The organism is Arthrobacter melezitosi, assembly GCF_054511055.1.
The window spans coordinates 52,719-74,586 of sequence record NZ_JBTNDJ010000013.1 but is presented as its reverse complement, the minus strand read 5'-3'; the positions used below and the strand labels follow the sequence as shown (position 1 = coordinate 74,586).

The window sequence follows — 21,868 nt, the reverse complement described above, 5'->3', positions numbered from 1 at the left end:
AAATGGCAAGCCTACTTACTACTAGTTCATCTAGCGGTAGGCTACTAGCGTGAAAACGGCAATCGGCACTCGCGTGCCGGTCGGATCAACGCACACGCACCGCATGTAGAAGGAGATTTTCATGGCACAGCACAACACCTCCGGGTCGAGTACACCGAAGGGTAAACGGGACGAGATGGTCGCCGAGGAGCGCCGGCAGTTCGGCGGCATGAAGTTCGGCTCCGCCTTCTTCGGCTGGATGACCGCCACGGGAATCGCCGTCGTCCTCACCGCGCTGCTCGGCGCCGTCGGAGCGGGCGTGGGCGTGGCCAACAACGCCGACGCCGGGCAGGTCGCCAACTCGGCCTCGCAGGACCTGCAGACGGTGGGCATCGTCAGCGGGCTCATCCTCGCCGCGATCCTCTTCATCGCCTACTTCTGCGGCGGTTACGTCGCCGGGCGGATGGCGCGCTTCGACGGCGCCAAGCAGGGCGTGGCGGTGTGGCTGTGGGCGATCGTCGTCGCCATTCTCCTCGGCATCCTCGGGGCCGTCGCCGGCAGCCAGTTCAACGTCCTCGGCAGCCTCAACGGCTTCCCCCGCATTCCCCTCAATGAAGGTGCACTGACCACCGGCGGAATCATCGCCCTCGTCATCGCCGTCATCGTCCCCCTGATCGGGGCGGTGCTCGGCGGCAAGGCCGGCATGCGCTTCCACCGCAAGGTCGACCAGGTCGGTGCGAACTCCGCGACCGGGCTGAACGTTTAACCGGAAGGACGCAGTGAACCGGCAGCCCGCCGGCACCGGATACGCCGCTCCCGCCCCAGGGCGGGAGCGGCGTTGCCGGACGCCGGGCCGGCGCCATCCGGCCGGGCCGGGGCTCCGGCCCGGACCGCAGCAGACTTTTCGTGGAGGGTTCGAATGGCACGGTTTGTGGGACGGACCAAACCCCGGGGCGCCAAACGGGTCGCCGGGCTGGTCGTGGGCTGGCTCCTGGTGGCCATCGGCCTCGCGGCACTCGTGCTTCCCGGTCCCGGCCTGCTGGCGCTCGTCGCCGGCCTCACGGTCCTCTCCCAGCAGCACGAATGGGCCCGGCGGTGGCTGCAGCCGGTCAAGACCCGCGCCTTCGCCGCCGCGGCGCAGGGCGTCCGCACCAGGCGGAACATCGCCCTGAGCTTCGCCGCGGCCCTGGGGCTTGCCGGCGTCGGCGTCCTCTGGTGCGTCCAGCCGCCGATGCCCGGCTGGTGGCCGGTCGACGGGCGGTGGTGGCTGCCCGGCGGCTGGAGCGTCGGCTCCGGGTTGATCGTCTCGGCGCTGCTCGCGGCGGCGTTCATCGCCTACAGCATCCGGCGGTTTCGGCCGCAGCAGGCCCCGCAGGTGTGAGGCCTAGAGCCGCATCCACAGGGTCTTGCCCCGCCCCACGAGGTCGAATCCGCGGGCCGCGAAGAACTCGGACCCGGAGGGCGCGGCATTGACCGCCAGGTGGCGGGCCCCTGAGGCGGCGGCCGCCTTGGCCGCCCGGCTCACCAGCGCGGTGCCCAGGCCGCGGTGGCGGTACTCCGGCAGGACCTCGAGCGAGAAGATCCCGCCCAGCCCCCGGAGCCCCGTCACCCCCGACGGGTAGAAGGCGTACGCAGCGCCGACCACGTTCCCCCCGACCCGCGTCTCGGCGTGCCAGGCCTGCCGCGGCTGGGACCGCACCACCCGCAGCTCCTGCGCCAGCGGCCCCGAGTACTCGGGGACCTCGGTCGACAGTTCGGCGGGGCGGTCGTCATAGCCGGCGGGCACCCCGATCGGTGCCGCCATCCACCACGGCTGCCACCCCGGGTCGAAACCCATGGCGGAGAGGGCGCTGCTGCGCACCCCGCCGTTGAGCCACACCCCCACGGTCTTCGCTCCCAGCCGGGTCCCCTCGGCGAGTGCCGGCCGGATCCCGGCCGGCGAGACCTCCTCGGGAAACAGCAGCATGAGCTGCCCCCGCGCCGGGAGCCACGCCCAGGTGCACCCGTGGGTTGAGAAGGTCCTGCCGCCGGTGGCCGTGGCAAGCGCCGCGAACCAGGCGGTGTGGAGGCGCTGCACCTGTGCGATGGTGACCATGCGGGCTCAGCCCAGCCCCCGCCGCTTCAGCAGCGGCTCAAGTTCCGCGTCGCGTCCGCGGAGGTTCCGGAACGCCTGGAGCGGATCGATGCTGTTGCCCCGGGAGAGCAGCTCGGCCCGGAAGGTGTCGCCGTTGGCGCGCGTCAGCCCGCCCGAGGACTTGAACCACTCCACGGTGTCGGCGTCGAGGACCTCGCTCCAGATGTAGGCGTAGTAGGCGGCGGCGTAGCCGCCGGCGAAGATGTGCTTGAAGTAGCCCGTACGGTAGCGCGGGGGCACGAGGGCGAAGTCGATGCCGGCCTCCCGGAGGGCGCGCCGCTCGAAGGCCTCGGGATCGTCGACCGGCGTCCCGGCCGGCAGGGAGTGCCACGCGAGGTCGAGCAGCGTCGCCCCGAGGTATTCGGTGGTGGCGAAGCCTTCGCCCCAGGTCGACGCCGCGGTCAGGCGGTCGATGACATTCGAGGGGAGCGCCTCACCGCTGGCGTGGTGGCGGGCGTAGTTCGCGACCACCTCCGGCCACAGCATCCACATCTCATTGACCTGCGAGGGGTATTCGACGAAGTCCCGTGGGACGCTGGTGCCGGAGAACGTGGGGTAGGTGACGTCGGAGAACAGGCCGTGGAGGGCATGGCCGAACTCGTGGAAGGCGGTGACCACCTCGTCGAAGCTGAGCAGCGTCGGCTCTCCGGGCGGGGGCTTGGGGATGTTGAGGTTGTTCACCACCACCGCGCGGGTGCCCCGGAGCCGGGACTGGTCAACGAAGGAGTTCATCCACGCGCCCCCGTTCTTCGTGTCCCTCGTGTAGTAGTCGCCGAGGAACAGGCCGAGCCCCGAGCCGTCCTCATTGAAGACCTCCCAGACGCGCACCTCGGGGTGGTACCCGGCCAGGTCGGGACGCTCGGTGAAGCTGAGTCCGTACAGCTTCCCGGCGGCGGAGAAAATGCCGTCGCGGAGGACCCGTTCGAGTTCGAAGTAGGGCCTCAGCGCGGCGAGGTCAATATCGTATTTCGACCGCCGGACCCGCTCCGAGTGGAACGCCCAGTCCCACGGCTCCAGCGGGTGGCCGGCATCGGCCTCAAGCTCGGCGGCTTCGGCCCGGGCGTTGCGCACCGCGGGGCCCACCAGGGCGTGCAGGCGGTCCCGGATGGCCGCGAGCGACGGCGCGGTCTGGTCGTCGGTGGCGGCTGCGGCGTAGGTGTCGAAACCGAGCAGGGCGGCCCGCTCCGCGCGCAGGGCCGCCATGCGGGAGGCCAGTCCGAGCGTGTTGTCCGGGGTGTCCCGGAACCCGCGGTTCACCGACAGCTCATACAGCCGCCGGCGCACCGAGCGGTCGGTCAGCAGCGCCATCGCCGGCTGGTTGGTGGGCAGGATCAGGGTCAGCAGGAACCTGCCGGGATGGCCCGCGGCCTCCGCGGCCGCGGAGGCCGCCGCGATGTCGTCCTCCGCCAGGCCGTCGAGCTCGGCGGCGGTGTCCAGCAGCAGGGCGGAGGCATTGGTGTCGCGCAGCAGGCGCTGCTGGTACTCCGTCGACAGTTCGGAGAGTTCGGCGTTGAGGGCCCGCAGCGTCTGCTGCGCTTCGTCGTCCAGCTCGGCGCCCGCGGCGGTGAACCTCCTGCGGTACTCGGCGAGCAGCCGGGCCGATTCGGCGTCGAGGCCGTCCCCGGGAACCGCCCGGAGGCGTTCTAAGAGGGCCCGGTCCAGGTGGATATTGTCCTGGTGCGCGGCGAGCCGCGGGGCGATGAGCGTCTCGATCTCCTGGATGGCCGCCGTTGAGTCGGCCGAGGACCGGTTGTAGAACGCGGCGGCCACCCGCTGCAGGATCCAGCCCGACCGTTCGAGGGCGGCGATGGTGTTGTCGAAGTCCCCGGGCTCGGGATTGGCGGTGATGGCCCCGATCTCGGCGAGGTGCTCGGCAAACCCTGCCTCGAAGGCCGGCAGGTAATGCCCGTCCTCGATGCTCTCGAAGGGGGGCAGCTGGTAGGGGAGCGTGCTTGGCTCGAGGAAGGGGTTGCTCATAAGCCTTAACTTTTGCATGCCGCGGCGCCCACCGGGGAACCCGATCCGCGGCCGGACCGTCCCGGCGGGTCCGGAGGGCCCGTCCCTCACTGTCCGATGGCCCACGCCCAGGCTCCACCCGGGCCCGGCCGGAACCGGCGCGGGAGCCGGAATCAGCGCGGGCGGCTGCCCGCGTGCTGCCGGGCGAGGTCGGCGAGGGTGTCGTCCAGGGGCTCCGGTTCGAACGTCCCGTACTTCCGCTCCACCGCCTTTTGGATGAGGAAGTCGGCGATCGCCGGGTTCTTCGGGAGCAGCGAGCCGTGCAGGTAGCTGGCCACCACGTTGTGGTGGCGTGCCCCCTCGTGGTTGTCCCGGGAATTGTTCCCTTCGCCCTTGGTGACGGTCGCCAGCGGCGCCACCCCTGCGCCCAGGAAGGTCTGCCCGCTGTGGTTCTCGTACCCGTGGATCTCGCCGAACTCCGCGCTGGTGGCGACGACATTGCCGATCAGGCGTTCCTCGCCGCCGACGGTCTCGAGGTCGAGCACCCCGATGCCCGGGATCACCGTGCCGTCCACCGTGCGGAAGAATCGGCCGAACAGCTGGTAGAGGCCGCAGATGGCGAGCATCGGCTGCCCGTCCTCGGCGAGCCCGCGCAACCGGGGACCGATGGCCTGCAGGTCGTCCTGGATGACGAGCTGCCCGCTGTCCTGCCCGCCGCCGCCGATGATCAGGTCGGCGTCGCCGGGGAAACTGTCGCCGGCGTTGTGCTCGGCGAGAACGGCGTCGTACCCGTGCCAGGCCAGGCGCTGCTTGAGCACCAGGACGTTGCCCCAGTCACCGTAGATGTTCATCTCGCGCGGGTAGAGCTGAAGGATGCTGATCGTGCCCTTGGACATCAGGAAACCACCTCGACGGTCGTGATTTTCGCGAGCTCCCGCCGGATCGCGAGCATTGCGGTGTAGGTGCAGAAGATGCGTTTGGGCTGCCCGGGGCTGCCGGCGATGAACGCCTTGAGCGCTGCGGGAATCTCGGTTTCGATGCCGCGGACCTCGACGTCGTCGTACTTCAGGCGCAGCGCCATGTCGTAGGCGCGCACCCCGGTGACGAGGTCCACTCCGGCGCCGCGCAGGGAGTCGAAGTCAACGTCCCACAGCCAGGACATGTCGCGCCCGTCGGCGTAGTTGTCGTTGATCGCGATCATGGTGGCGTGGCCCGCCGGATCGAAGGACTTCAGTCCGAGCCGGAAGCCGCTGGGATTCTTCACCAGCACCAGTTCGAGCGGCTGGCCCTCCACGGTGAGGCTCTCGCCCCGCCCGAAGGCCGGTTCGACGGTCGACAGGGAGGCGAACAGGGCGTCCGCGTTGGCGGTGCCGCCAAGCACCGTCCGGGCCGCGGTGAGCGCGGCCGCCGCATTGAAGATGTTGTACACCCCTCGCAGGCGCAGCCCGGCCGGCACCGATCCGCCGTCGACGCCGAACACGGCGCCGTTGCCCTCCGCCCGCTCCAGCACGACGTCGGCGGGGAGGTCCGACGGCGCCGGGACCCCCGTGGCGCCCCGGAGTTCGTCGTCGTTGGGAAAGGTGCTCCGCAGCGACGGGTCGAGGCCGAAGTAGACGACGCCGGCGTCGCGCACGGTCGGTGCGAGGCCCGCGACGCGCGGGTCCTCACGGTTGAGGATCACGGTTCCGGTGGTGGCGGCGGCGATCTTCCCGAGCAGGCGGGTGGTCGCGTCGATCTCCCCGAAGCGGTCGAGCTGGTCCCTCAGGACGTTCAGCAGCAGCGAGTACCTCGGGCGGACCCGGTTCACGAAGTGCACCGCGTGGGCCTCGTCGAGTTCGAGGACGGCGATGTCGGCCTCAAGGCGCCCCCGCCAGTCCACCTCGCCCAGCAGGGCCGCGGCGACGCCCCGGGTGAAGTTGCTGCCGGTGCGGTTCGTGAAGACCCGCAGGCCCTGGCCCTCGAGCAGCTCAACGACCATCTTGGTGGTGGTGGTCTTGCCGTTGGTGCCGCTGACGACCATGACGCCGTGCTCGAGGGAGGCCAGCGCGCGGCCCATGAAACCCGGGTCGATGCGCTCAACCACCAGGCCCGGCAGCGCCGAGCCGCCGCCGCGCAGCCTGGAGGCGCGGCGCACGGCTTTTCCGACAAGGACGCTCAGGGGATTCATGCCTTTAAACCTAGCGCAACCATCCGGGGGAGCCGGTCAGCCGGCCGGCGCCCGGGGCGGAAACCGAGCACCTAGAATTGGACCATGGCCTCTTCCTCACCTTCGCCCTCCTCCGGCGTGCGCATCGGCGTGCTGGCCGTCCAGGGTGACGTGCGCGAGCACATCCGAACCATCGAATCCCTCGGCGGCACCGCCACCGCCGTCCGGCGCCCCGCCGAACTCGAGGGGATCGACGGGATCATTATTCCGGGCGGCGAGTCGACGACCATCGACAAGCTCACCCGGGCCTTTGACCTCGCGGAGCCGCTGCGCGCCCTGATCAGGGCCGGGCTGCCCGCCTACGGCTCATGCGCCGGCATGATCCTGCTCGCCGACGTGATCGCCGATCCGTCGACGGACCGCCAGGGCAATCCGCAGCAGACCCTGGGCGGGCTCGACATCGTGGTGCGGCGCAACGCGTTCGGCCGGCAGCGCGAGTCCTTCGAGACCGACCTCGACTTCCGCGGGCTGAACGCCACAGCCGCCGCCGGCGGGAACGACCCGGTGCGGGCCGTGTTCATCCGCGCGCCCTGGGTGGAAAAGGTCGGGCCCTCGGTGGAGGTCCTCGCCGAGGTGCCGGCGTCGGCGACGCCCGTGCCCGGCGGGTCCTTGGATGGCGGGCCGGAGAAGTCCGGGGCGGTCGCTAGAATTGTGGCAGTGCGGTCGGGCAACCTGCTCGCGACGAGTTTCCATCCGGAAGTCACCGGCGAGCAGCGGGTCCACGAATTGTTTATTCGAATGATCAGAGGAGAAGCGTAAGCATGTCGGGGCACTCTAAGTGGGCTACAACCAAACATAAGAAGGCCGCGATCGACGCCAAGCGCGCGAAGTCCTTCGCCAAGCTGATCAAGAACATCGAGGTGGCCGCGCGCGCAGGCGGCGCCGACCTCGCCGGCAACCCTGGCCTTGAACTGGCGGTGTCGAAGGCCAAGAAGACCTCGGTCCCCATCGACAACATCAACCGCGCCGTCAAGCGCGGCGCGGGGCTGCTCGGCGACGCCGTCGACTACCAGACCATCATGTACGAGGCGCGCGGGCCCCAGGGCTCCGCCCTGCTCATCGAGTGCCTCACCGACAACAAGAACCGGGCCGCCTCCGAGGTCCGCCTCGGCATCACCCGCAACGGCGGCAGCGTCGCCGACCCCGGGTCGGTGGCCTACCTGTTCACCCGCAAGGGCGTCGTCACCCTCCCCAAGAACGGCCTGTCGGAGGACGACGTCCTGATGGCCGTCCTGGACGCCGGCGCCGAGGAGGTCAAGGAGTCGGCCGACACCTTCGAGGTCATCTCCGAGCCGCAGGACCTGCGGGCCGTGGTGGCCGCGCTCGAGGAGAACGGCATCGAGTACGACACCGACGAGGCCGAGTTCGTCCCCTCCATGCAGGTCCAGCTCGACGTCGACGGCGCGAAGAAGTTCCTCAAGCTCGTCGACGCCCTCGAAGAACTCGACGACGTGCAGAACGTCTACTCCAACGCGGACCTCTCCGAAGAGGTCCTGGCCGAACTCGAGACCGACGATTAGCACCGGCCGGGCGGGCCTGCGGGAGGGTGCACCGTGACGATCCGCGTTATGGGCATCGACCCCGGGTTGACCCGGTGCGGCCTGGCCGTCGTCGACGTCGAACCGAACCGGCACTCCACGCTGGTGGCCGTCGGCGTCGTCGGCACCGAGGCCGGCCGCAGCCTCGACCAGCGGCTGCTGGTGATCGCCGAGGCCGTGGATGAGTGGCTCGACCTTCACTCCCCGCACGTGCTGGCCGTGGAGCGGGTCTTCAGCCAGCTCAACGTCAGCACCGTGATGGGCACCGCCCAGGCCTCGGGAGTGGTCATCGCCGCCGCCGCCCGGCGGGGCATCCCCGTCGCCCTGCACACCCCCACCGAGGTCAAGGCCGCGGTGACCGGCAACGGCCAGTCCGACAAGGTGGCCGTCACCAAGATGGTCACCAAGATCCTGCGCCTGGACGCCCCGCCGCGGCCGGCCGACGCCGCCGACGCGCTGGCCCTGGCGATCACCCACGCCTGGCGCAGGGGAGTGGGGCTGCAGGGGGCGGCGGCCGCCGCCGGCGCGGGAGCCGCCACCCCCGCCCAGCGCCTGTGGGCCGAGGCCGAAGCGAGGGCCCGGCGGCGCTGACCGGCACCCCTGGGGGCCGACGGCCGGCGGCGGGCCCGGTGTGGCGGCGCGCGCCGGAGCTCCCGGGACGGTAACGTAATAGAAAGTATGTTCGGACGATGGTTCGGGCGATCGATCCCCATACCTCTTTGGAGCTTCCCGAGATGATCAGTTCCCTCCGCGGCACCGTGGCCTCCGTCGGCCTGCAGTCCGCCGTGCTCGACGTTCACGGCTTCGGCATGCAGGTGCAGGCGACACCGCAGACCCTCTCCACGCTCCGGGTCGGCAGCGAGGCGCAGGTCTTCACCACGATGGTGGTGCGCGAGGACTCGATGACCCTCTTCGGATTCTCGGACGCCGAGCAGCGCGAGGTCTTCGACACCCTGCTGGCCATCAGCGGAGTCGGCCCGCGGCTCGCCCTTGCCGTGCTCGCCGTGCACACCCCCGAGGCCATCCGCATCGCCGCCTCCTCCGGCGACGACAAGGCCTTCAGCAAGGTCCCCGGCATCGGGCCCAAGGGTGCGCGGCGGATCGTGCTCGAACTGGCGGGCAAGCTCGTGCCCCTCGAGGCCCCCGGCGTACCCCGGAACTCCTGGCAGGAGCAGGTGCTCACCGCCATGATGGGCCTGGGCTGGTCCGAGAAGGACGCCGGAGCCGCCATCGACGCCGCCACCGCCGACGCGCCCGAGGTTGCCGCGACCGGCGACGTCGCCCAGATCCTCAAGCTCACCCTCCGCCGGCTCGGCTCCGACGGCGCGCGGAGCTCGGCCCGGGCGAAGAGCCTCTGATGGCCCCGGCATCCCAGCCCGGCGACGCCCCGCTCGTCGCGGCCTCCTCCGACCCGGAGGACCGCGCCGTCGAGGCCGCGCTCCGGCCCAAGAACCTCGACGATTTCGTGGGGCAGAAACGGGTGCGCCGGCAGCTGTCCCTGGTGCTCGAGGCCTCCCGCCTCCGGGGCCGCAGCGCCGACCACGTGCTGCTCTCGGGCCCGCCCGGGCTGGGCAAGACGACGCTGGCGATGATCATCGCGGCCGAGATGAACGCGCCGCTGCGGATCTCCTCCGGGCCGGCGATCCAGCACGCCGGCGACCTCGCCGCGATCCTGTCCTCGCTCACCGAGGGGGAGGTGCTCTTCCTCGACGAGATCCACCGCATGTCCCGCCCGGCCGAGGAAATGCTCTACATGGCGATGGAGGACTTCCGGGTCGACATCGTCGTCGGCAAGGGGCCCGGCGCCACCGCCATCCCGCTCGACCTTCCCCCCTTCACCCTCGTCGGGGCCACCACCCGGGCCGGGCTGCTGCCCGGACCGCTGCGCGACCGCTTCGGCTTCACCGGCCACCTCGAGTTCTACTCCACGGAGGAGCTCGAACTGGTGCTGCGCCGGTCGGCCATGCTCATGGACATGAAGGTCAACTCGGCGGCCTTCGCCGAGATCGCCGGCCGGTCCCGGGGCACCCCGCGTATCGCCAACCGGCTGCTGCGGCGCGTGCGCGACTGGGCGCTCGTCCACGGCATCGACCTGATCGACGCCGGAAGCGCCGGGGCGGCCCTTGATATGTACGAGGTGGACGAGAAGGGCCTCGACCGGCTGGACCGTGCCGTCCTGACCGCCCTCATCACGAAGTTCGGCGGGGGACCGGTGGGGCTGTCAACGCTGGCCATCGCCGTCGGGGAGGAACCGGAAACGGTCGAGACGGTCGCCGAGCCCTACCTCGTCCGGGAGGGCCTGCTCGGCCGCACGCCGCGCGGCAGGATCGCCACGGCGGCCGCCTGGCACCACCTCGGGCTGGTGATGCCGCCCTCGGTGGCCGCGGCGATGCCGGAGGACCTCTTCAGCGTGGCGCAGGACGGCGAGGTTCCCGGCGGGGACCCGGCCGGGGACTGGATGACCTGACCGGGGGTGGCCTGTCCGGGGGAGGTTTCCCTTTACACTGGGAGGACATGTGGCGTGAGCCGGCTGAATCTGCGCCGGCTGTGCCGACCCCAGTTATAGGAACGGAACTTCTCTGTGTTCGCAAACGTAGTAGCCTCGACCGCCACGGGAGCCGGCGACGCCGCCGGGTCCTCATTCGACATCTTCAACCTGATTCTCCCGCTCGCGCTGGCGTTCCTGATCTTCTCCATGTTCCGCCGGCAGCGCAAGGCCAAGCAGCAGGTCACCGAGATGCGGTCGCAGATGGAACCCGGCGCCGAGGTGATGACCCAGTTCGGGCTCTTCGGAACGATCGTGTCGATCGACCAGGAGAACAACAAGGCCGTCATCGAGCTCTCACCGGGCAACACGGCCACCGTCCACACCCAGGCCCTGACCAAGGTCGTCAAGCAGGAGCCGGCAGCGGACCTCGCCGACGAGCCGTCGGTTGCCGCACCGGACACCATCGCCACCTCCGGGACCTCGGGCAGCACCGCCGCCGAGACCCCCGAGGAAACCCTGGCGCGGCTGGACCGCGAGAACAAAAGGAACAACGAGAACTAGCACGCATTCCCGGCCCCGGGCCTCCCCGGCGGCCGGGACCCACCGGCACGGCGCGGACCCCGCGCTCCATCCCTAAGGACAATCGACAATGCCACGTACCGGCCCCGGCACGGCAGCCAAACGGACACTCGTCTGGCTGGGCGTACTTCTTGCTCTGCTCGCCGCGCTGCTGGGCGCCGGCTCCGCCTGGAGCAACGCAAGCTGGACCCCGAAGCTCGCCCTCGACCTCGAGGGCGGCACGCAGCTGATCCTCGCGCCCAAGCTCCAGGGCGGCGGAACCGAGATCAGCCCCGAACAGCTGAACCAGGCGGTTGAAATCATCCGCCAGCGCGTTGACGGCAGCGGCGTGGCCGAGGCCGAAATCTCCACCCAGTCCGGCCGGAACGTCATCGTCTCCCTCCCCGGCACCCCCGACTCCGAGACCCGTGAACTGATCCGGGCCTCGGCGCAGCTCGAGTTCCGTCCGGTGCTTTTCGGCGGCCCGGGCCAGGCCCCCGCCGCGGAGACCCCCACGCCCGCCGACCAGTTGCCCAAGCCGGCCGCCGAGCCCACCAACGCCAGCGACCCCAACTGGATCACCCCGGAGATCTACACGGCCTTCGAGACGCTCGACTGCCTCGATCCGGCGGCGGTGGAGCCGAAGACCGAACCGGCCCCCGCCGATCAGCCGCTGGTCGCCTGCGAACCCGAGACCCAGGGCAAGTACATCCTGGGGCCCGTCGAGGTGCCCGGCACCGACATCGACGACGCAACCCACGGCCTGGCGCGCGGCCAGCAGGGCCAGTCCCTCAACAGCTGGGTCGTCAACATCGACTTCAACGACGACGCCACGAAGGTCTTCCGCGGCGTCACCGAGCGGCTCTTCGAGATCGGCCGGGGCGACCCGCGCAACCAGTTCGCCATCGTGCTCGACGGACGCATCGTCTCCGCCCCCACGACCAACGCCGTGATCCCCGACGGCAACCCGAGCATCAGCGGCAACTTCACCGAGGAATCCGCGGCCACCCTGGCCGAGCAGCTCAAGTACGGCGCGCTGCCGATCAGCTTCGAGATCCAGAGCGAACAGCAGATCTCCGCGACCCTCGGCGCCGACCAGCTGCGCCTCGGTCTCATCGCCGGCCTCATCGGGCTCGCTTTGGTCGCCGTGTACTCGATGTTCCAGTACCGTCTGCTCGGCCTCGTCACCATCGCCTCGCTCGTGGTGGCCGGGATCCTGACCTACCTGGCCATCGCCATCCTGGGCTGGACCGAGAACTACCGGCTCTCCCTGGCCGGGGTGGCGGGCCTGATCGTGGCCATCGGGCAGACCGCCGACTCCTTCATCGTGTACTTCGAGCGGATCCGCGACGAACTGCGCGACGGCCGGGGCATGATCTCCGCCGTCGAGAACGGGTGGCGCCGCGCCAAGCGCACCGTCCTCGCCTCCAAGGCGGTCAACCTCCTCGCGGCCCTCGTGCTCTACTTCGTGGCCGTCGGCAACGTGCGCGGCTTCGCCTTCACGCTGGGCCTGACGGCGATCGCTGACCTCGTCGTCGTCTTCCTGTTCACCCACCCGGTGCTGCGCCTGCTGGCACGGACCCGGTTCTTCGGCGAGGGCCACAAGTGGTCCGGCCTCGACCCGGAGCGCCTCGGCGTGGCGCCGCTCTACCGCGGAGCCGGACGCTTCCGCAGCCCCGCCGAGACGGCGGCCCGGCCGGCCGTGGCGGCACGGACGAAGAACAAGGCGGCCGCCCGCGAAGCGGAACGCCGGATGACCATTGCCGAGCGTCGCATCGCGGAGCAGCAGAAGGCACTGGCGGGGCGCGGCCCCGCCGAAGAGAAAGAAGAAAACCGATGAAGCGCAGCAGCTTCGCCGACTTCGGTAACGAGCTCTATTCCGGCAAGCGGTCCTACCCCTTCGTCGCGAAGCGCAACCTGTGGTTCATCATCGCCGGAGCCGCCGTGCTCCTGTCGCTGATCATCCCGGTGGTCAAGGGCGGGTTCAACCTGGGCATCGACTTCCGCGGCGGGTCCGAGTTCACCGTCTCCGACACGGCGAACACCGACGTCGCGCTGGGGGAGCAGGCCGTCACCGACGTCGTCCCCGAGGCGGTCCCGCGGGTCACGAACATCGCCGCAGAGACCATCCGCGTGCAGACCGAACGGCTCACCGACGACCAGACGCTGAGCGTGCGCGACAACCTCGTCTCCGCCTACGGCGTCGGCGCCGAACAGGTCACCTCGAGCTTCGTCGGCCCCACCTGGGGCGAGGACGTGAGCCGGCAGGCACTGATCGGCCTGATCGTCTTCGTCCTGCTGGCCGCGGTGCTCATGGCCCTGTACTTCCGCACCTGGAAGATGTCCCTGGCCGCCATGACCGCGCTCGTCGTCGTCATGGTCGTCACCGCCGGCCTCTACTCGCTCAGCGACTTCGAGGTGACCCCCTCGGCGATCATCGGCTTCCTCACGATCCTCAGCTACGCCCTCTACGACACGGTGGTGGTGTTCGACAAGATCCGGGAGAACACCGCCGAGCTCTCCGTGGACTCCAAGCGCACCTTCGCCGAGCAGGTGAACCTCGCGGTCAACCAGACCCTGGTGCGCTCGATCAACACCTCCGTCGTGGCGGTGCTGCCGGTGGCTTCGATCCTCTTCATCGGGGCGTACCTGCTCGGTGCCGGTACGCTGCGCGACCTGTCCCTGGCGTTGTTCATCGGCATCATCCTGGGCACCCTGAGCACCATCTTTGTCGCCGCGCCCATGTACGCGTGGCTGCGGCTGAACGAGCCGGAGATGAAGGAGCAGGAAAAGAAGGTCCGGCAGCGCCGCGCCCTGCAGGCCTCCAACGCCTGATCGGCGGTGCAGGCGGTGCGGGCCCGGGCCGCCGCACCGCTAGACTTAACGGTGTGCACTCCCAAAGGGCATGAGAGGTAGCCAACGCGCTGAGGATAAGGGCTGAAATGGCTGAAGCGGTAACCCCCGCAGAACGGTCCAACACCGGCCGGACACCACCGCCGGCCGCTCCGGCGCGTCCCGTTCCCGGTCCGCCCCCCGGCGCGGGAGCCACGCGGACCGCGCCGCAGCGCACCGCGCCCCCGCCGGCGCCCGTCCCCGCCCTCCGGCCGCCGGCCGAGCCGACGCCGCCCGGCCGCCGCGGACGCACCCGGGCCCGGATCGCCCGGCTCACCGGCCGGGGCTCAAGCGGCTACTCGCCGGTCCTGGAGCCGCTGCTGCGCACGGTGCGGGCCAACAACCCCAAGGAGGACCTGGACCTCATCCAGCGTGCCTACCTCGTCGCCGAACGCAGCCACGAGGGCCAGATGCGCAAGAGCGGCGATCCGTACATCACCCACCCGGTGGCGGTAGCGACGATCCTCGCCGAACTGGGCATGTCCGGGACCACCCTGGCCGCCGCGCTGCTCCACGACACCGTCGAGGACACCTCGTGCACCCTCGATGACCTGAGGCGGGACTTTGGCGACGAAGTCGCGATGCTCGTCGACGGCGTCACGAAGCTCGACAAGGTCTCCTTCGGCGACGCCGCGCACGCCGAGACGGTGCGCAAGATGGTCGTCGCGATGGCCAAGGACATCCGGGTCCTGGTCATCAAGCTCGCCGACCGGCTCCACAACGCCCGCACCTGGCGTTTCGTCTCGCCCGAATCCTCCGCCCGGAAGGCCCGGGAAACCCTCGAGATCTTCGCCCCGCTGGCCCACCGACTGGGCATGAACACCATCAAGTGGGAACTCGAGGACCTGTCCTTCGCCGCCCTTCACCCGAAGGTGTACGAGGAGATCGTGCGGATGGTGGGGGACCGGACCCCGGAGCGCGAGAAGCACCTCAACCTGATCCGCGACCAGATCGACGAAGACCTGCGCGCGGTGAAGATCAAGGCCACGATCACGGGCCGCCCCAAGCACTACTACTCGATCTACCAGAAGATGATCGTCCGCGGAAAGGACTTCGACGACATCCATGACCTCATGGGCGTCCGGGTCCTCGTGGACAGCGTCCGTGACTGCTACGCCACCCTCGGCTCGCTGCATTCGCGCTGGAACCCGCTGCCCGGCAGGTTCAAGGACTACATCGCAATGCCGAAGTTCAACATGTACCAGTCGCTCCATACGACGGTCATTGGGCCCGGCGGCAAGCCGGTCGAAATCCAGATCCGCACCCACGACATGCACCGGCGCGCCGAGTACGGTGTGGCGGCGCACTGGAAGTACAAGAGCGGCGGCGGGAAGGCCGCCGAGGCGACCGACAGCGGCGACCTCGGCTGGCTGCGCAGCCTCGTGGACTGGCAGCAGGAGACCGCCGACCCGAACGAGTTCCTCGACTCGCTGCGCTTCGAGATCAACGCCCGCGAGGTGTTCGTCTTCACCCCCAAGGGCGAGGTCATGGCCCTGCCGGCCGGTTCGACCCCCGTCGACTTCGCCTACGCCGTGCACACCGAGGTGGGGCACCGGACCATCGGTGCCCGCGTCAACGGCAAGCTGGTGCCGCTCAACAGCGAACTGAACCACGGCGACTGGGTCGAGATCTTCACCTCCAAGGCCGAGGGCGCCGGGCCGAGCCAGGACTGGCAGGGCTTCGTCAAGAGCCCGCGTGCGCGGAACAAGATCCGCCAGTGGTTCACCAAGGAGCGCCGCGAGGAGGCCATCGACAAGGGCAAGGACCTGCTCACCCGCGCCATGCGCAAGCAGAACCTGCCCCTGCAGCGCATGATGACCCACACCGCGCTGCTCGCGGTGGCCCAGGAGCTCCACCACCAGGACATCGCGGCGCTGTACGCGGCGGTGGGCGACGGCCATACCTCGGCCCAGAACGTTATCGAGCACCTCGTGGCCCTGATGGGAGGCCACCAGGAGGCCGAGGAAAACCTTGCCGAGCCGGCCGTCGCCAGCCAGCCGCGCCGGCCCAAGTTCTCCGACTCCGGGGTGACCGTGCGCGGGGTGGGCGACGTCTGGGTGAAGCTCGCCCGGTGCTGCACCCCCGTTCCGCCCGATCCGATCATCGGGTTCGTCACCCGCGGCTCCGGGGTCTCGGTGCACCGCTCGGACTGCCGGAACGTCCAGGAGCTGCAGGACCAGCCGGACCGGATCGTGCCGGTCGAGTGGGCTCCCACCCAGTCGAGCGTGTTCCTCGTGGAGATCCAGGTCGAGGCGCTGGACCGGAAGAGCCTGCTCTCCGATGTCACGAGGGTGCTCTCGGAGAACCAGGTCAACATCCTCGCGGCGAGCGTGAACACCTCCTCGGACCGGGTCGCCATGTCGAAGTTCGCCTTCGAGATGGGCGACCCGAAGTACCTCAACCACGTGCTGGCCGCGGTGCGGAAGATCGACGGCGTCTTCGACGTCTACCGGACGACCGGCTCGCAACGCCGCAACTAGGCCCGCCGCGGCCGGGCCACTGGACCGCCCGGCCCGGCGCGGGCCTGCCGGAGCCGGGCGAGCGCACGGGCCTTGCCCGGCACCCGGCGCGTGCTCGCCAGGGCCGCCTCCACCAGGCGCAGCGGACACTCAAGGCCCTGCGCGGAGGCCAGGGCGGCGAGGATGTCCACGGCCGTGGCGTCGGGCCCGTGGACGGCGGTGTCGAGGGCTGTGCGCAGCGGCGTGGTCACCGGAACCCCGCCGACCAGGTTGACGTCGAAGGGTCCCAGCGCCACCTGGTGCATGGTGGTGGCGCCAAACGCGGGGACCGCCGTGGTCCGCCTGCGGTGGTCGGTCACGACGCTCAGCAGCGGTGGCGGCGGCGCGCAGCCGTACACCCACGCGGCGCACTGGCGGGCAAGGGCGACCCGGCCGCGCAGCGGGGCCGGCAGCGCGTTGGCCGCCGCACGGGCGCGCAGGACCGCATCCTCGGGGCAGTCGCTGCGCCGGTAGGTCTCCCGGTAGACCCGGCGCACCAGGCCGTCCAGGTTCATCGCCTGCAGCTCGACGGCGCTGAAGAACTCCCCGGCGTGGAACAGCACCTCCTCGCGCTCCCGCTGGGGCGAGGCAGGTCCGGCGCGCGCCCAGGTGTCTCGGACGATCCGGACGGGAGGGACGGCGGTCCCGGTGCTGAGGGGGGACATTGCTCAAGCATCCCGAATCAGGCCCGGCACGGAGAAGCCCCCGGACCCCGATGTGGAAAACCGGGGGCCGGGGGCTTCCGCCGCGGCCGGGGGCTAGGAGAAGTCCTGCGCCGACCGTTGGAGCATTTCGAGCCACTGCTCGCGGGCGGAAAGGGCTTCCTTGGCCGTGGAGATCCGCTTGGCGTCCCCGGCCTTCTCGGCCGCCGCAAGGTCATCCCTGAGCGTGGCGATGGTCGCCTCGAGCTGGCTCAGGGCGCTGTTGGTCCGGGCCTTGGTCTCGGGGTTCGTCTTGTGCCAGTGCTCGTCCTCGGCGGCCTTGACGGCGTCCTCAATGCGGCGCAGGCCGGCGTCCATCCGGCCGATGTCGGCGCGCGGCACCTTGCCCGCCTCCTCCCACCGGTCCCGGATCGACTGCAGCGCCTTCTTGGCGGCGGCGACGTCCTTCACCGGCAGCAGCCGGGCGGCCTCCTTGAGGAGCGCCTCCTTGGCCACGAGGTTCGCGCCGTACTCCTCGTCGACGGCCTCGTTGGCGGACTTGCGCGCCTCGAAGAAGCGGTCCTGCGCGGCGCGGAAGCGCGCCCACAGGGCGTCGTCGTCCTTGCGGCTGGCCCGCTTCGAGGCCTTCCACTCGTCCATCAGGCGCCGGTACTCGGCGGCCGTGGCCCCCCAGTCGGTGGAGCTGGAGAGGCTTTCGGCGCGGGCGATCAGCGCTTCCTTGGCCCGCTTGGCCTCGGCGTTGTCGCTGTCGAGCTGGGAGAAGTAGGCGCGGCGGTGCCGGTCGAAGATGGTGCGCGCGGAGCGGAAGCGCTTCCACAGGGCGTCCTCGGTGCCGCGGCCCAGCCGGGGGCCGTTCTTCTGCGCGGTCTTCCACAGCTCGAACAGCTCGTTCATGCGCGTGCTGCTGACCTTCCACTGGACGGTCGAGGGGTCGCGTCCGGCGAGTTCCTCGGCCTCGGCCACGATCGCTTCGCGGGCGGCGAGCTCCTTCGCCTTCAGTTCCTCCTGGGCGGCCCGCTCGGCCTTCTCGAGGCCCGTGATGGACTCGGTCAGCGCGTCGATGCGGGCCTCGAGCGCGGCGACGTCGCCGACGAGCTTGTATTCGGCGACCTGGCTGCGCAGGTGCTTCGCGGTCTTGAGCATGTCGGCCGAGGGCGCCCTGCCCTTGACCCGCTGCTCCAGCAGCACCACCTGGCTGACGACGTCGTCATACTTCTTCACGAAGTAGGCGAGGGCCTCTTCGGGCGACGCATCGGGGTACTGGCCGACGGGGTGTTCCTCGCCGTTGAGGAGCAGGAAGACGTGCCCGTCGTCCTCGACCCGCGCGAACTTCGCGGCCTCGGCCAGCGGCGTGCTGTGGGCCGGGGGGACGGCGAGCGGCGTCTGTGCCTTCTTCAGCGGCCGCGGCGCCATCGCCGTGGGCAGGGGAGCGCGCGGGGCGGGCGGGGTGCCGGGGCCGGCCGGCCGCGCCGGGGCCCGGGTCTCGGGGACGGCCAGCGCTGTGGCCGCCGGGGTCTCCGGGACGGGCGGGACCTCCGTGCCAGCGGGTGCCGCGTCCGGGGTCTCGGGGGCGGCCGGCGCTGCGGCGGTCGGGGCTTCCGGAGCGTCGGGGACCAGCTCCCCGTTGGCGGCGGCGTTGCCTTCCGGACCCGGGGCGGCCGGAGCGTCGGCACTTGCGGTCTCCACGGGCACGTCAACGGCGGAATCGACGCTGGAGTCCTCGGCCACTGATTCGTCGTTGATGGTCATTTCGTCGGATTGCTGACTGTCTGTCACCGCTATAAGTCTTTCGCTCGATGGATGGCGGCGGACCGGTCCGCCGCCATTTCGTTCAGAGATAAGGAGTCTATCGTTCCGGGGGCCGCTGGGGTTCCCTGTGTAGCGGCCCCTTTTTCGGGCGGCGTTCCCGCGTTTCGCCGGGCACCCCGTCAGCCCCTAAAATGAGTGCCGCACCGGTGGAAGCGCGTCCCTGGCTGCACCGACCTAGGAGATACGCCCCATGGCACGTAAGGCATCACTGTCCGGCTTCCCGGAATGGCTTCCGCAGGAGCGGCTGATCGAGCTGCATGTGCTGGACACGCTGCGCCGGGTCTTCGACCTCCACGGTTTCTCGAACATCGAGACCCGCGCCGTCGAGACCGTCGACCAGCTGCTGCGCAAGGGCGAGATCGACAAGGAGGTCTACGCGGTCTCGCGCCTGCAGGCCGATGAGGCTTCCGCGTCCGAGGCGGGCCTGGCCCTCCACTACGACCTCACGGTGCCCTTCGCCCGGTACGTCGTCGAGAACGCGGGCCACCTCGCTTTCCCCTTCCGGCGCTCCCAGATCCAGAAGTGCTGGCGCGGGGAGCGCCCGCAGGAGGGGCGCGCCCGGGAGTTCACCCAGGCGGACATCGACGTCGTCGGCGACGGCGTCCTGCCGTTCCGGTACGACGTCGAGCTCGCCCTGGTGGTCGTGGAGGCACTGGGCGCGCTGCCGATTCCCGACTTCACGCTGCGGGTCAACAACCGCAAGCTCGCCGAGGGCTTCTACCGCGGCATCGGGCTGACGGACACGGCCTCGGTGCTGCGCAGCATCGACAAGCTCGAGAAGATCGGCGCCGCCAAGGTGGGGCAGCTGCTGCGCGAGGAGCTCGGCGCAACCGACGACCAGGTCGACGCCGCCCTCGCCCTTGCCGCCATCCGCACCCCCGACACGTCCTTCGTGGCGCAGGTGAGGGCCCTCGGGGTCACCGACGAGCTGCTCGAGGAGGGTCTGACCGAGCTCGAGCAGGTCATCGCCGAAGCCTCCAAGCGGGCGCCCGGCCGCGTGGTGGCGGACCTGAGCATCGCCCGCGGCCTGGACTACTACACCGGCACCGTCTACGAGACGGTCCTGAACGGGCACGAAAGCCTCGGCTCGATCTGCTCGGGCGGGCGCTACGACAGCCTCGCCGCGAAGGGCAACCGCACCTTCCCCGGCGTCGGGCTGTCAATTGGCGTCACGCGGATCGTCTCCCGGATCCTGAGCCAGGACTTCGCGGCCGCGTCCCGGCAGGTTCCCACCGCCGTCCTGGTGACCCTGGCAGACGAGGATTCCTGGTCGGCGGCCCAGGACGTGGCCGCGGCCCTGCGGGCGAGGGGCATCTCCGCGGAGGTTGCCGCCAGCGCCGAGAAGTTCGGCAAGCAGATCAAGTTCGCCGACCGCCGCGGCATCCCCTTCGTCTGGTTCACCGGCGCCGACGGCACGCACGAGGTCAAGGACATCCGCTCCGGCGCACAGGAGGCCGCCGATCCGGATGCGTGGACCCCACCGGCCGCGGACCTGCGCCCGCAGGTGCTGCGCGCGCCCTGAGCGACGGGCGCACCGGTTTGCGACCGGCGCGTCAGAAAACGACTTTCGCGCCTGTAATACCCGGTGCCGGCGTCGCTATCCGGTTCGGGCGTCGCTACCGGCCGCGTTTTCCGGCACGGACGGGCCGCGGAACCCTTGCACGACGGCGCGCCCCGGCCCACCCTGCGCACCCAATTGCGACCGGTGCGCCAGAAAACGACTTCCGCGCCTGTAATACCTGGCGCCGGCGTCGTCATCGGATGCCGGCGTCGCTATCGGCCGCGAAAGTCGCGGTCTGGTGCTGGGCCGGCCGGTTCGCCGGTTCCCCGACAAGGACGGCCCGGGCCGGAGTCAGCCGCGGGCGGCGCTCCGGCCGCGGAACCCGAGCACGACGGCGCGCCCCGCAACGCCGAGCGCGAGGATCCCCGTCATGGTGAGCACCGACGCCGCCGGCAGGGTGAACGCGAGAAGCAGGCACCCTCCGGCACCGACGACATTAAGGACCTTCGGCGCGTACCACTGGCGCTCCGTCAACGTCAGCGCCGACACATTCGCGACGGCGTAGTACAGCAGCACCCCGAAGCTTGAGAAGCCCACGACCGTCAGCACATCGGTCGTCAGCAGCAGGACGACGACGGCGGCGGCGGTTGCGGCATCGGCCGCCCACGGCACCCCATGCCGCGCCCAGATCGAGGCCAGCCCCCGGGGCAGGTCACCCTCCCGCGCCATGGCGAGGGTCGTCCGGCCCACCCCGGCGATCAGTGCGAGCAGGGCGCCGAGGCTGGCCAGGGCCGCGGCGGCCGTCACCGCCAGGACCGCGGCTTCCTCGGCGCTGTCCGCTGTGCCGCCCCCGCCGGTTCCCCCTGCCGCCAGGACCGCTTCGCGCAGGGGAGCCTCCGCAGCTGCCAGCGGCCCCGCGCCCAGGGCGGAGAGCAGCGCAGCGGCGAGGACGAGGTAGAGCACGAGGGTGAAGCCGAGGGCACCGAAGATCGCCCGCGGGATGTTCTTCCGGGGCTCGCGCACCTCCTCGCCCATGGTGGCGATCCGGGCGTAGCCGGCGAAGGCGAAGAACAGCAGGCCCGCGGCCTGCAGGAAACTCCAGGGGCCGTCGGCCGGCGCTGTCCAGTCCTGCCGGGCGTTGGGTCCGGCGAAGGCCACGACGATCACGAACGCGAGCACCGGCACCACGAGGGCGACAAGGATCCGCGTCATGAGCGCGGTGCGGGTCACCCCGAACAGGTTGACGACGGTCAGTCCCACGACGGCGGCGATGGCCACCGGGGTCTCGAATCCCGGCGCGGCGTAGAGCCCGAAGGTGAACGCCATCGCGGCGCAGGAGGCCGCCTTGCCGGTCACGAAGCTCCAGCCGGCCAGGAAGCCCGGCCAGGGCCCCAGCTGGCGCCGACCGTAGAGGTAGGTGCCGCCACTGGAGGGGTGGACGGTGGCCAGTGCGGCGCTGGCGGCGGCATTGCAGTACGCGATGAACCCGGCGAGCACGACGGCGGCGGGCAGGAGGCTGCCGGCGGCCGCAGCGGCAGGACCGAAGACGACGAACACCCCGGCCCCGATCATCGAGCCGATGCCGACGGTCGTGGCGTCGAATCCGCCCATCGAGCGCCGCAGCCCCGGAACAGAGCCCATCTTGCT

The 21,868-nt window shown here is 70.6% G+C and carries 19 protein-coding genes; 12 read left to right on the top strand and 7 right to left on the bottom strand.

Going from position 1 to position 21,868, the window contains the following annotated elements:
* Nucleotides 1-121: 121 nt before the first annotated feature.
* Both ACX80W_RS13200 and ACX80W_RS13195 read left to right on the top strand, forming a co-directional pair.
* Entirely contained in the window at nt 122-745 is a 624-nt protein-coding gene (locus ACX80W_RS13200) for a hypothetical protein (RefSeq protein WP_459283994.1), read from the top strand.
* A 153-nt stretch (nt 746-898) separates the two neighbouring features.
* Nucleotides 899-1,360, top strand: coding sequence for a PGPGW domain-containing protein (locus ACX80W_RS13195; protein WP_459283992.1), 462 nt, complete (start codon nt 899-901; stop codon nt 1,358-1,360).
* 3 nt (nt 1,361-1,363) lie between these two features.
* On the opposite strand, the gene ACX80W_RS13190 is transcribed toward ACX80W_RS13195, so the two are convergent.
* The 4 genes from ACX80W_RS13190 to ACX80W_RS13175 form a co-directional block, all read right to left on the bottom strand.
* Nucleotides 1,364-2,074: a GNAT family N-acetyltransferase gene (locus tag ACX80W_RS13190; protein ID WP_459283990.1), complete on the bottom strand. Its 711-nt coding sequence runs from the start codon at nt 2,072-2,074 to the stop codon at nt 1,364-1,366.
* 6 nt (nt 2,075-2,080) lie between these two features.
* Entirely contained in the window at nt 2,081-4,090 is a 2,010-nt protein-coding gene (locus ACX80W_RS13185) for a M3 family metallopeptidase (protein ID WP_459283988.1), read from the bottom strand.
* Between the two features lie 152 nt (nt 4,091-4,242).
* The gene (locus tag ACX80W_RS13180) at nt 4,243-4,965 is read right to left on the bottom strand and encodes a type 1 glutamine amidotransferase (protein WP_459283986.1); all 723 of its coding nucleotides are present in this window, start codon (nt 4,963-4,965) and stop codon (nt 4,243-4,245) included.
* A complete protein-coding gene (locus ACX80W_RS13175) occupies nt 4,965-6,236 on the bottom strand; it encodes a Mur ligase family protein (protein WP_459283984.1) in 1,272 nt (423 codons plus the stop codon). The genes ACX80W_RS13180 and ACX80W_RS13175 overlap by 1 nt, the downstream gene beginning before the upstream one ends.
* Before the next feature lie 84 nt (nt 6,237-6,320).
* Between ACX80W_RS13175 and pdxT the strand changes: the two genes are divergently transcribed.
* The 9 genes from pdxT to ACX80W_RS13130 all read left to right on the top strand — a co-directional run bounded on the left by pdxT (nt 6,321) and on the right by ACX80W_RS13130 (nt 16,231).
* Complete coding sequence (gene pdxT, locus ACX80W_RS13170; protein WP_459283982.1) at nt 6,321-7,034, top strand: pyridoxal 5'-phosphate synthase glutaminase subunit PdxT; 714 nt, start codon at nt 6,321-6,323, stop codon at nt 7,032-7,034.
* A gap of 2 nt (nt 7,035-7,036) precedes the next feature.
* Nucleotides 7,037-7,795 (top strand): YebC/PmpR family DNA-binding transcriptional regulator, encoded by a 759-nt coding sequence (locus ACX80W_RS13165; RefSeq protein ID WP_198812496.1) that lies wholly within the window; start codon nt 7,037-7,039, stop codon nt 7,793-7,795.
* Nucleotides 7,796-7,828: 33 nt separating this feature from the next.
* Nucleotides 7,829-8,404, top strand: a complete 576-nt coding sequence (gene ruvC, locus ACX80W_RS13160; RefSeq protein WP_459283980.1) for a crossover junction endodeoxyribonuclease RuvC — start codon at nt 7,829-7,831, stop codon at nt 8,402-8,404.
* A gap of 143 nt (nt 8,405-8,547) precedes the next feature.
* Nucleotides 8,548-9,171, top strand: coding sequence for a Holliday junction branch migration protein RuvA (gene ruvA / locus ACX80W_RS13155; RefSeq protein WP_459283978.1), 624 nt, complete (start codon nt 8,548-8,550; stop codon nt 9,169-9,171).
* On the top strand, nt 9,171-10,280 hold the full coding sequence (gene ruvB, locus ACX80W_RS13150) for a Holliday junction branch migration DNA helicase RuvB (protein ID WP_459283976.1): 1,110 nt from the start codon (nt 9,171-9,173) through the stop codon (nt 10,278-10,280). The genes ruvA and ruvB overlap by 1 nt, the downstream gene beginning before the upstream one ends.
* A gap of 114 nt (nt 10,281-10,394) precedes the next feature.
* Nucleotides 10,395-10,862, top strand: a complete 468-nt coding sequence (gene yajC / locus ACX80W_RS13145) for a preprotein translocase subunit YajC (RefSeq protein ID WP_459283974.1) — start codon at nt 10,395-10,397, stop codon at nt 10,860-10,862.
* A gap of 88 nt (nt 10,863-10,950) precedes the next feature.
* A complete protein-coding gene (secD, locus tag ACX80W_RS13140) occupies nt 10,951-12,699 on the top strand; it encodes a protein translocase subunit SecD (protein WP_459283972.1) in 1,749 nt (582 codons plus the stop codon).
* Nucleotides 12,696-13,694: a protein translocase subunit SecF gene (secF, locus tag ACX80W_RS13135; RefSeq protein WP_459283971.1), complete on the top strand. Its 999-nt coding sequence runs from the start codon at nt 12,696-12,698 to the stop codon at nt 13,692-13,694. The genes secD and secF overlap by 4 nt, the downstream gene beginning before the upstream one ends.
* A gap of 107 nt (nt 13,695-13,801) precedes the next feature.
* On the top strand, nt 13,802-16,231 hold the full coding sequence (locus ACX80W_RS13130) for a RelA/SpoT family protein (RefSeq protein ID WP_459283969.1): 2,430 nt from the start codon (nt 13,802-13,804) through the stop codon (nt 16,229-16,231).
* On the opposite strand, the gene ACX80W_RS13125 is transcribed toward ACX80W_RS13130, so the two are convergent.
* Together ACX80W_RS13125 and ACX80W_RS13120 are read right to left on the bottom strand one after the other, a co-directional pair.
* A complete protein-coding gene (locus ACX80W_RS13125) occupies nt 16,228-16,914 on the bottom strand; it encodes a hypothetical protein (RefSeq protein ID WP_459283967.1) in 687 nt (228 codons plus the stop codon). The two genes, ACX80W_RS13130 and ACX80W_RS13125, sit on opposite strands and share 4 nt — an antisense overlap.
* Before the next feature lie 93 nt (nt 16,915-17,007).
* The gene (locus ACX80W_RS13120; protein ID WP_459283965.1) at nt 17,008-18,687 is read right to left on the bottom strand and encodes a DUF349 domain-containing protein; all 1,680 of its coding nucleotides are present in this window, start codon (nt 18,685-18,687) and stop codon (nt 17,008-17,010) included.
* Between the two features lie 223 nt (nt 18,688-18,910).
* Here ACX80W_RS13120 and hisS point away from each other — a divergent pair, with 223 nt between their 5' ends.
* Entirely contained in the window at nt 18,911-20,242 is a 1,332-nt protein-coding gene (gene hisS, locus ACX80W_RS13115) for a histidine--tRNA ligase (protein ID WP_459283963.1), read from the top strand.
* 330 nt (nt 20,243-20,572) lie between these two features.
* Here hisS and ACX80W_RS13110 read toward each other — a convergent pair whose 3' ends face one another.
* Nucleotides 20,573-21,862 carry an APC family permease gene (locus tag ACX80W_RS13110; RefSeq protein WP_459283961.1) on the bottom strand — a complete coding sequence of 430 codons (1,290 nt, stop codon included), beginning with the start codon at nt 21,860-21,862 and terminating at the stop codon, nt 20,573-20,575.
* Between the last annotated feature and the right edge of the window lie 6 nt (nt 21,863-21,868).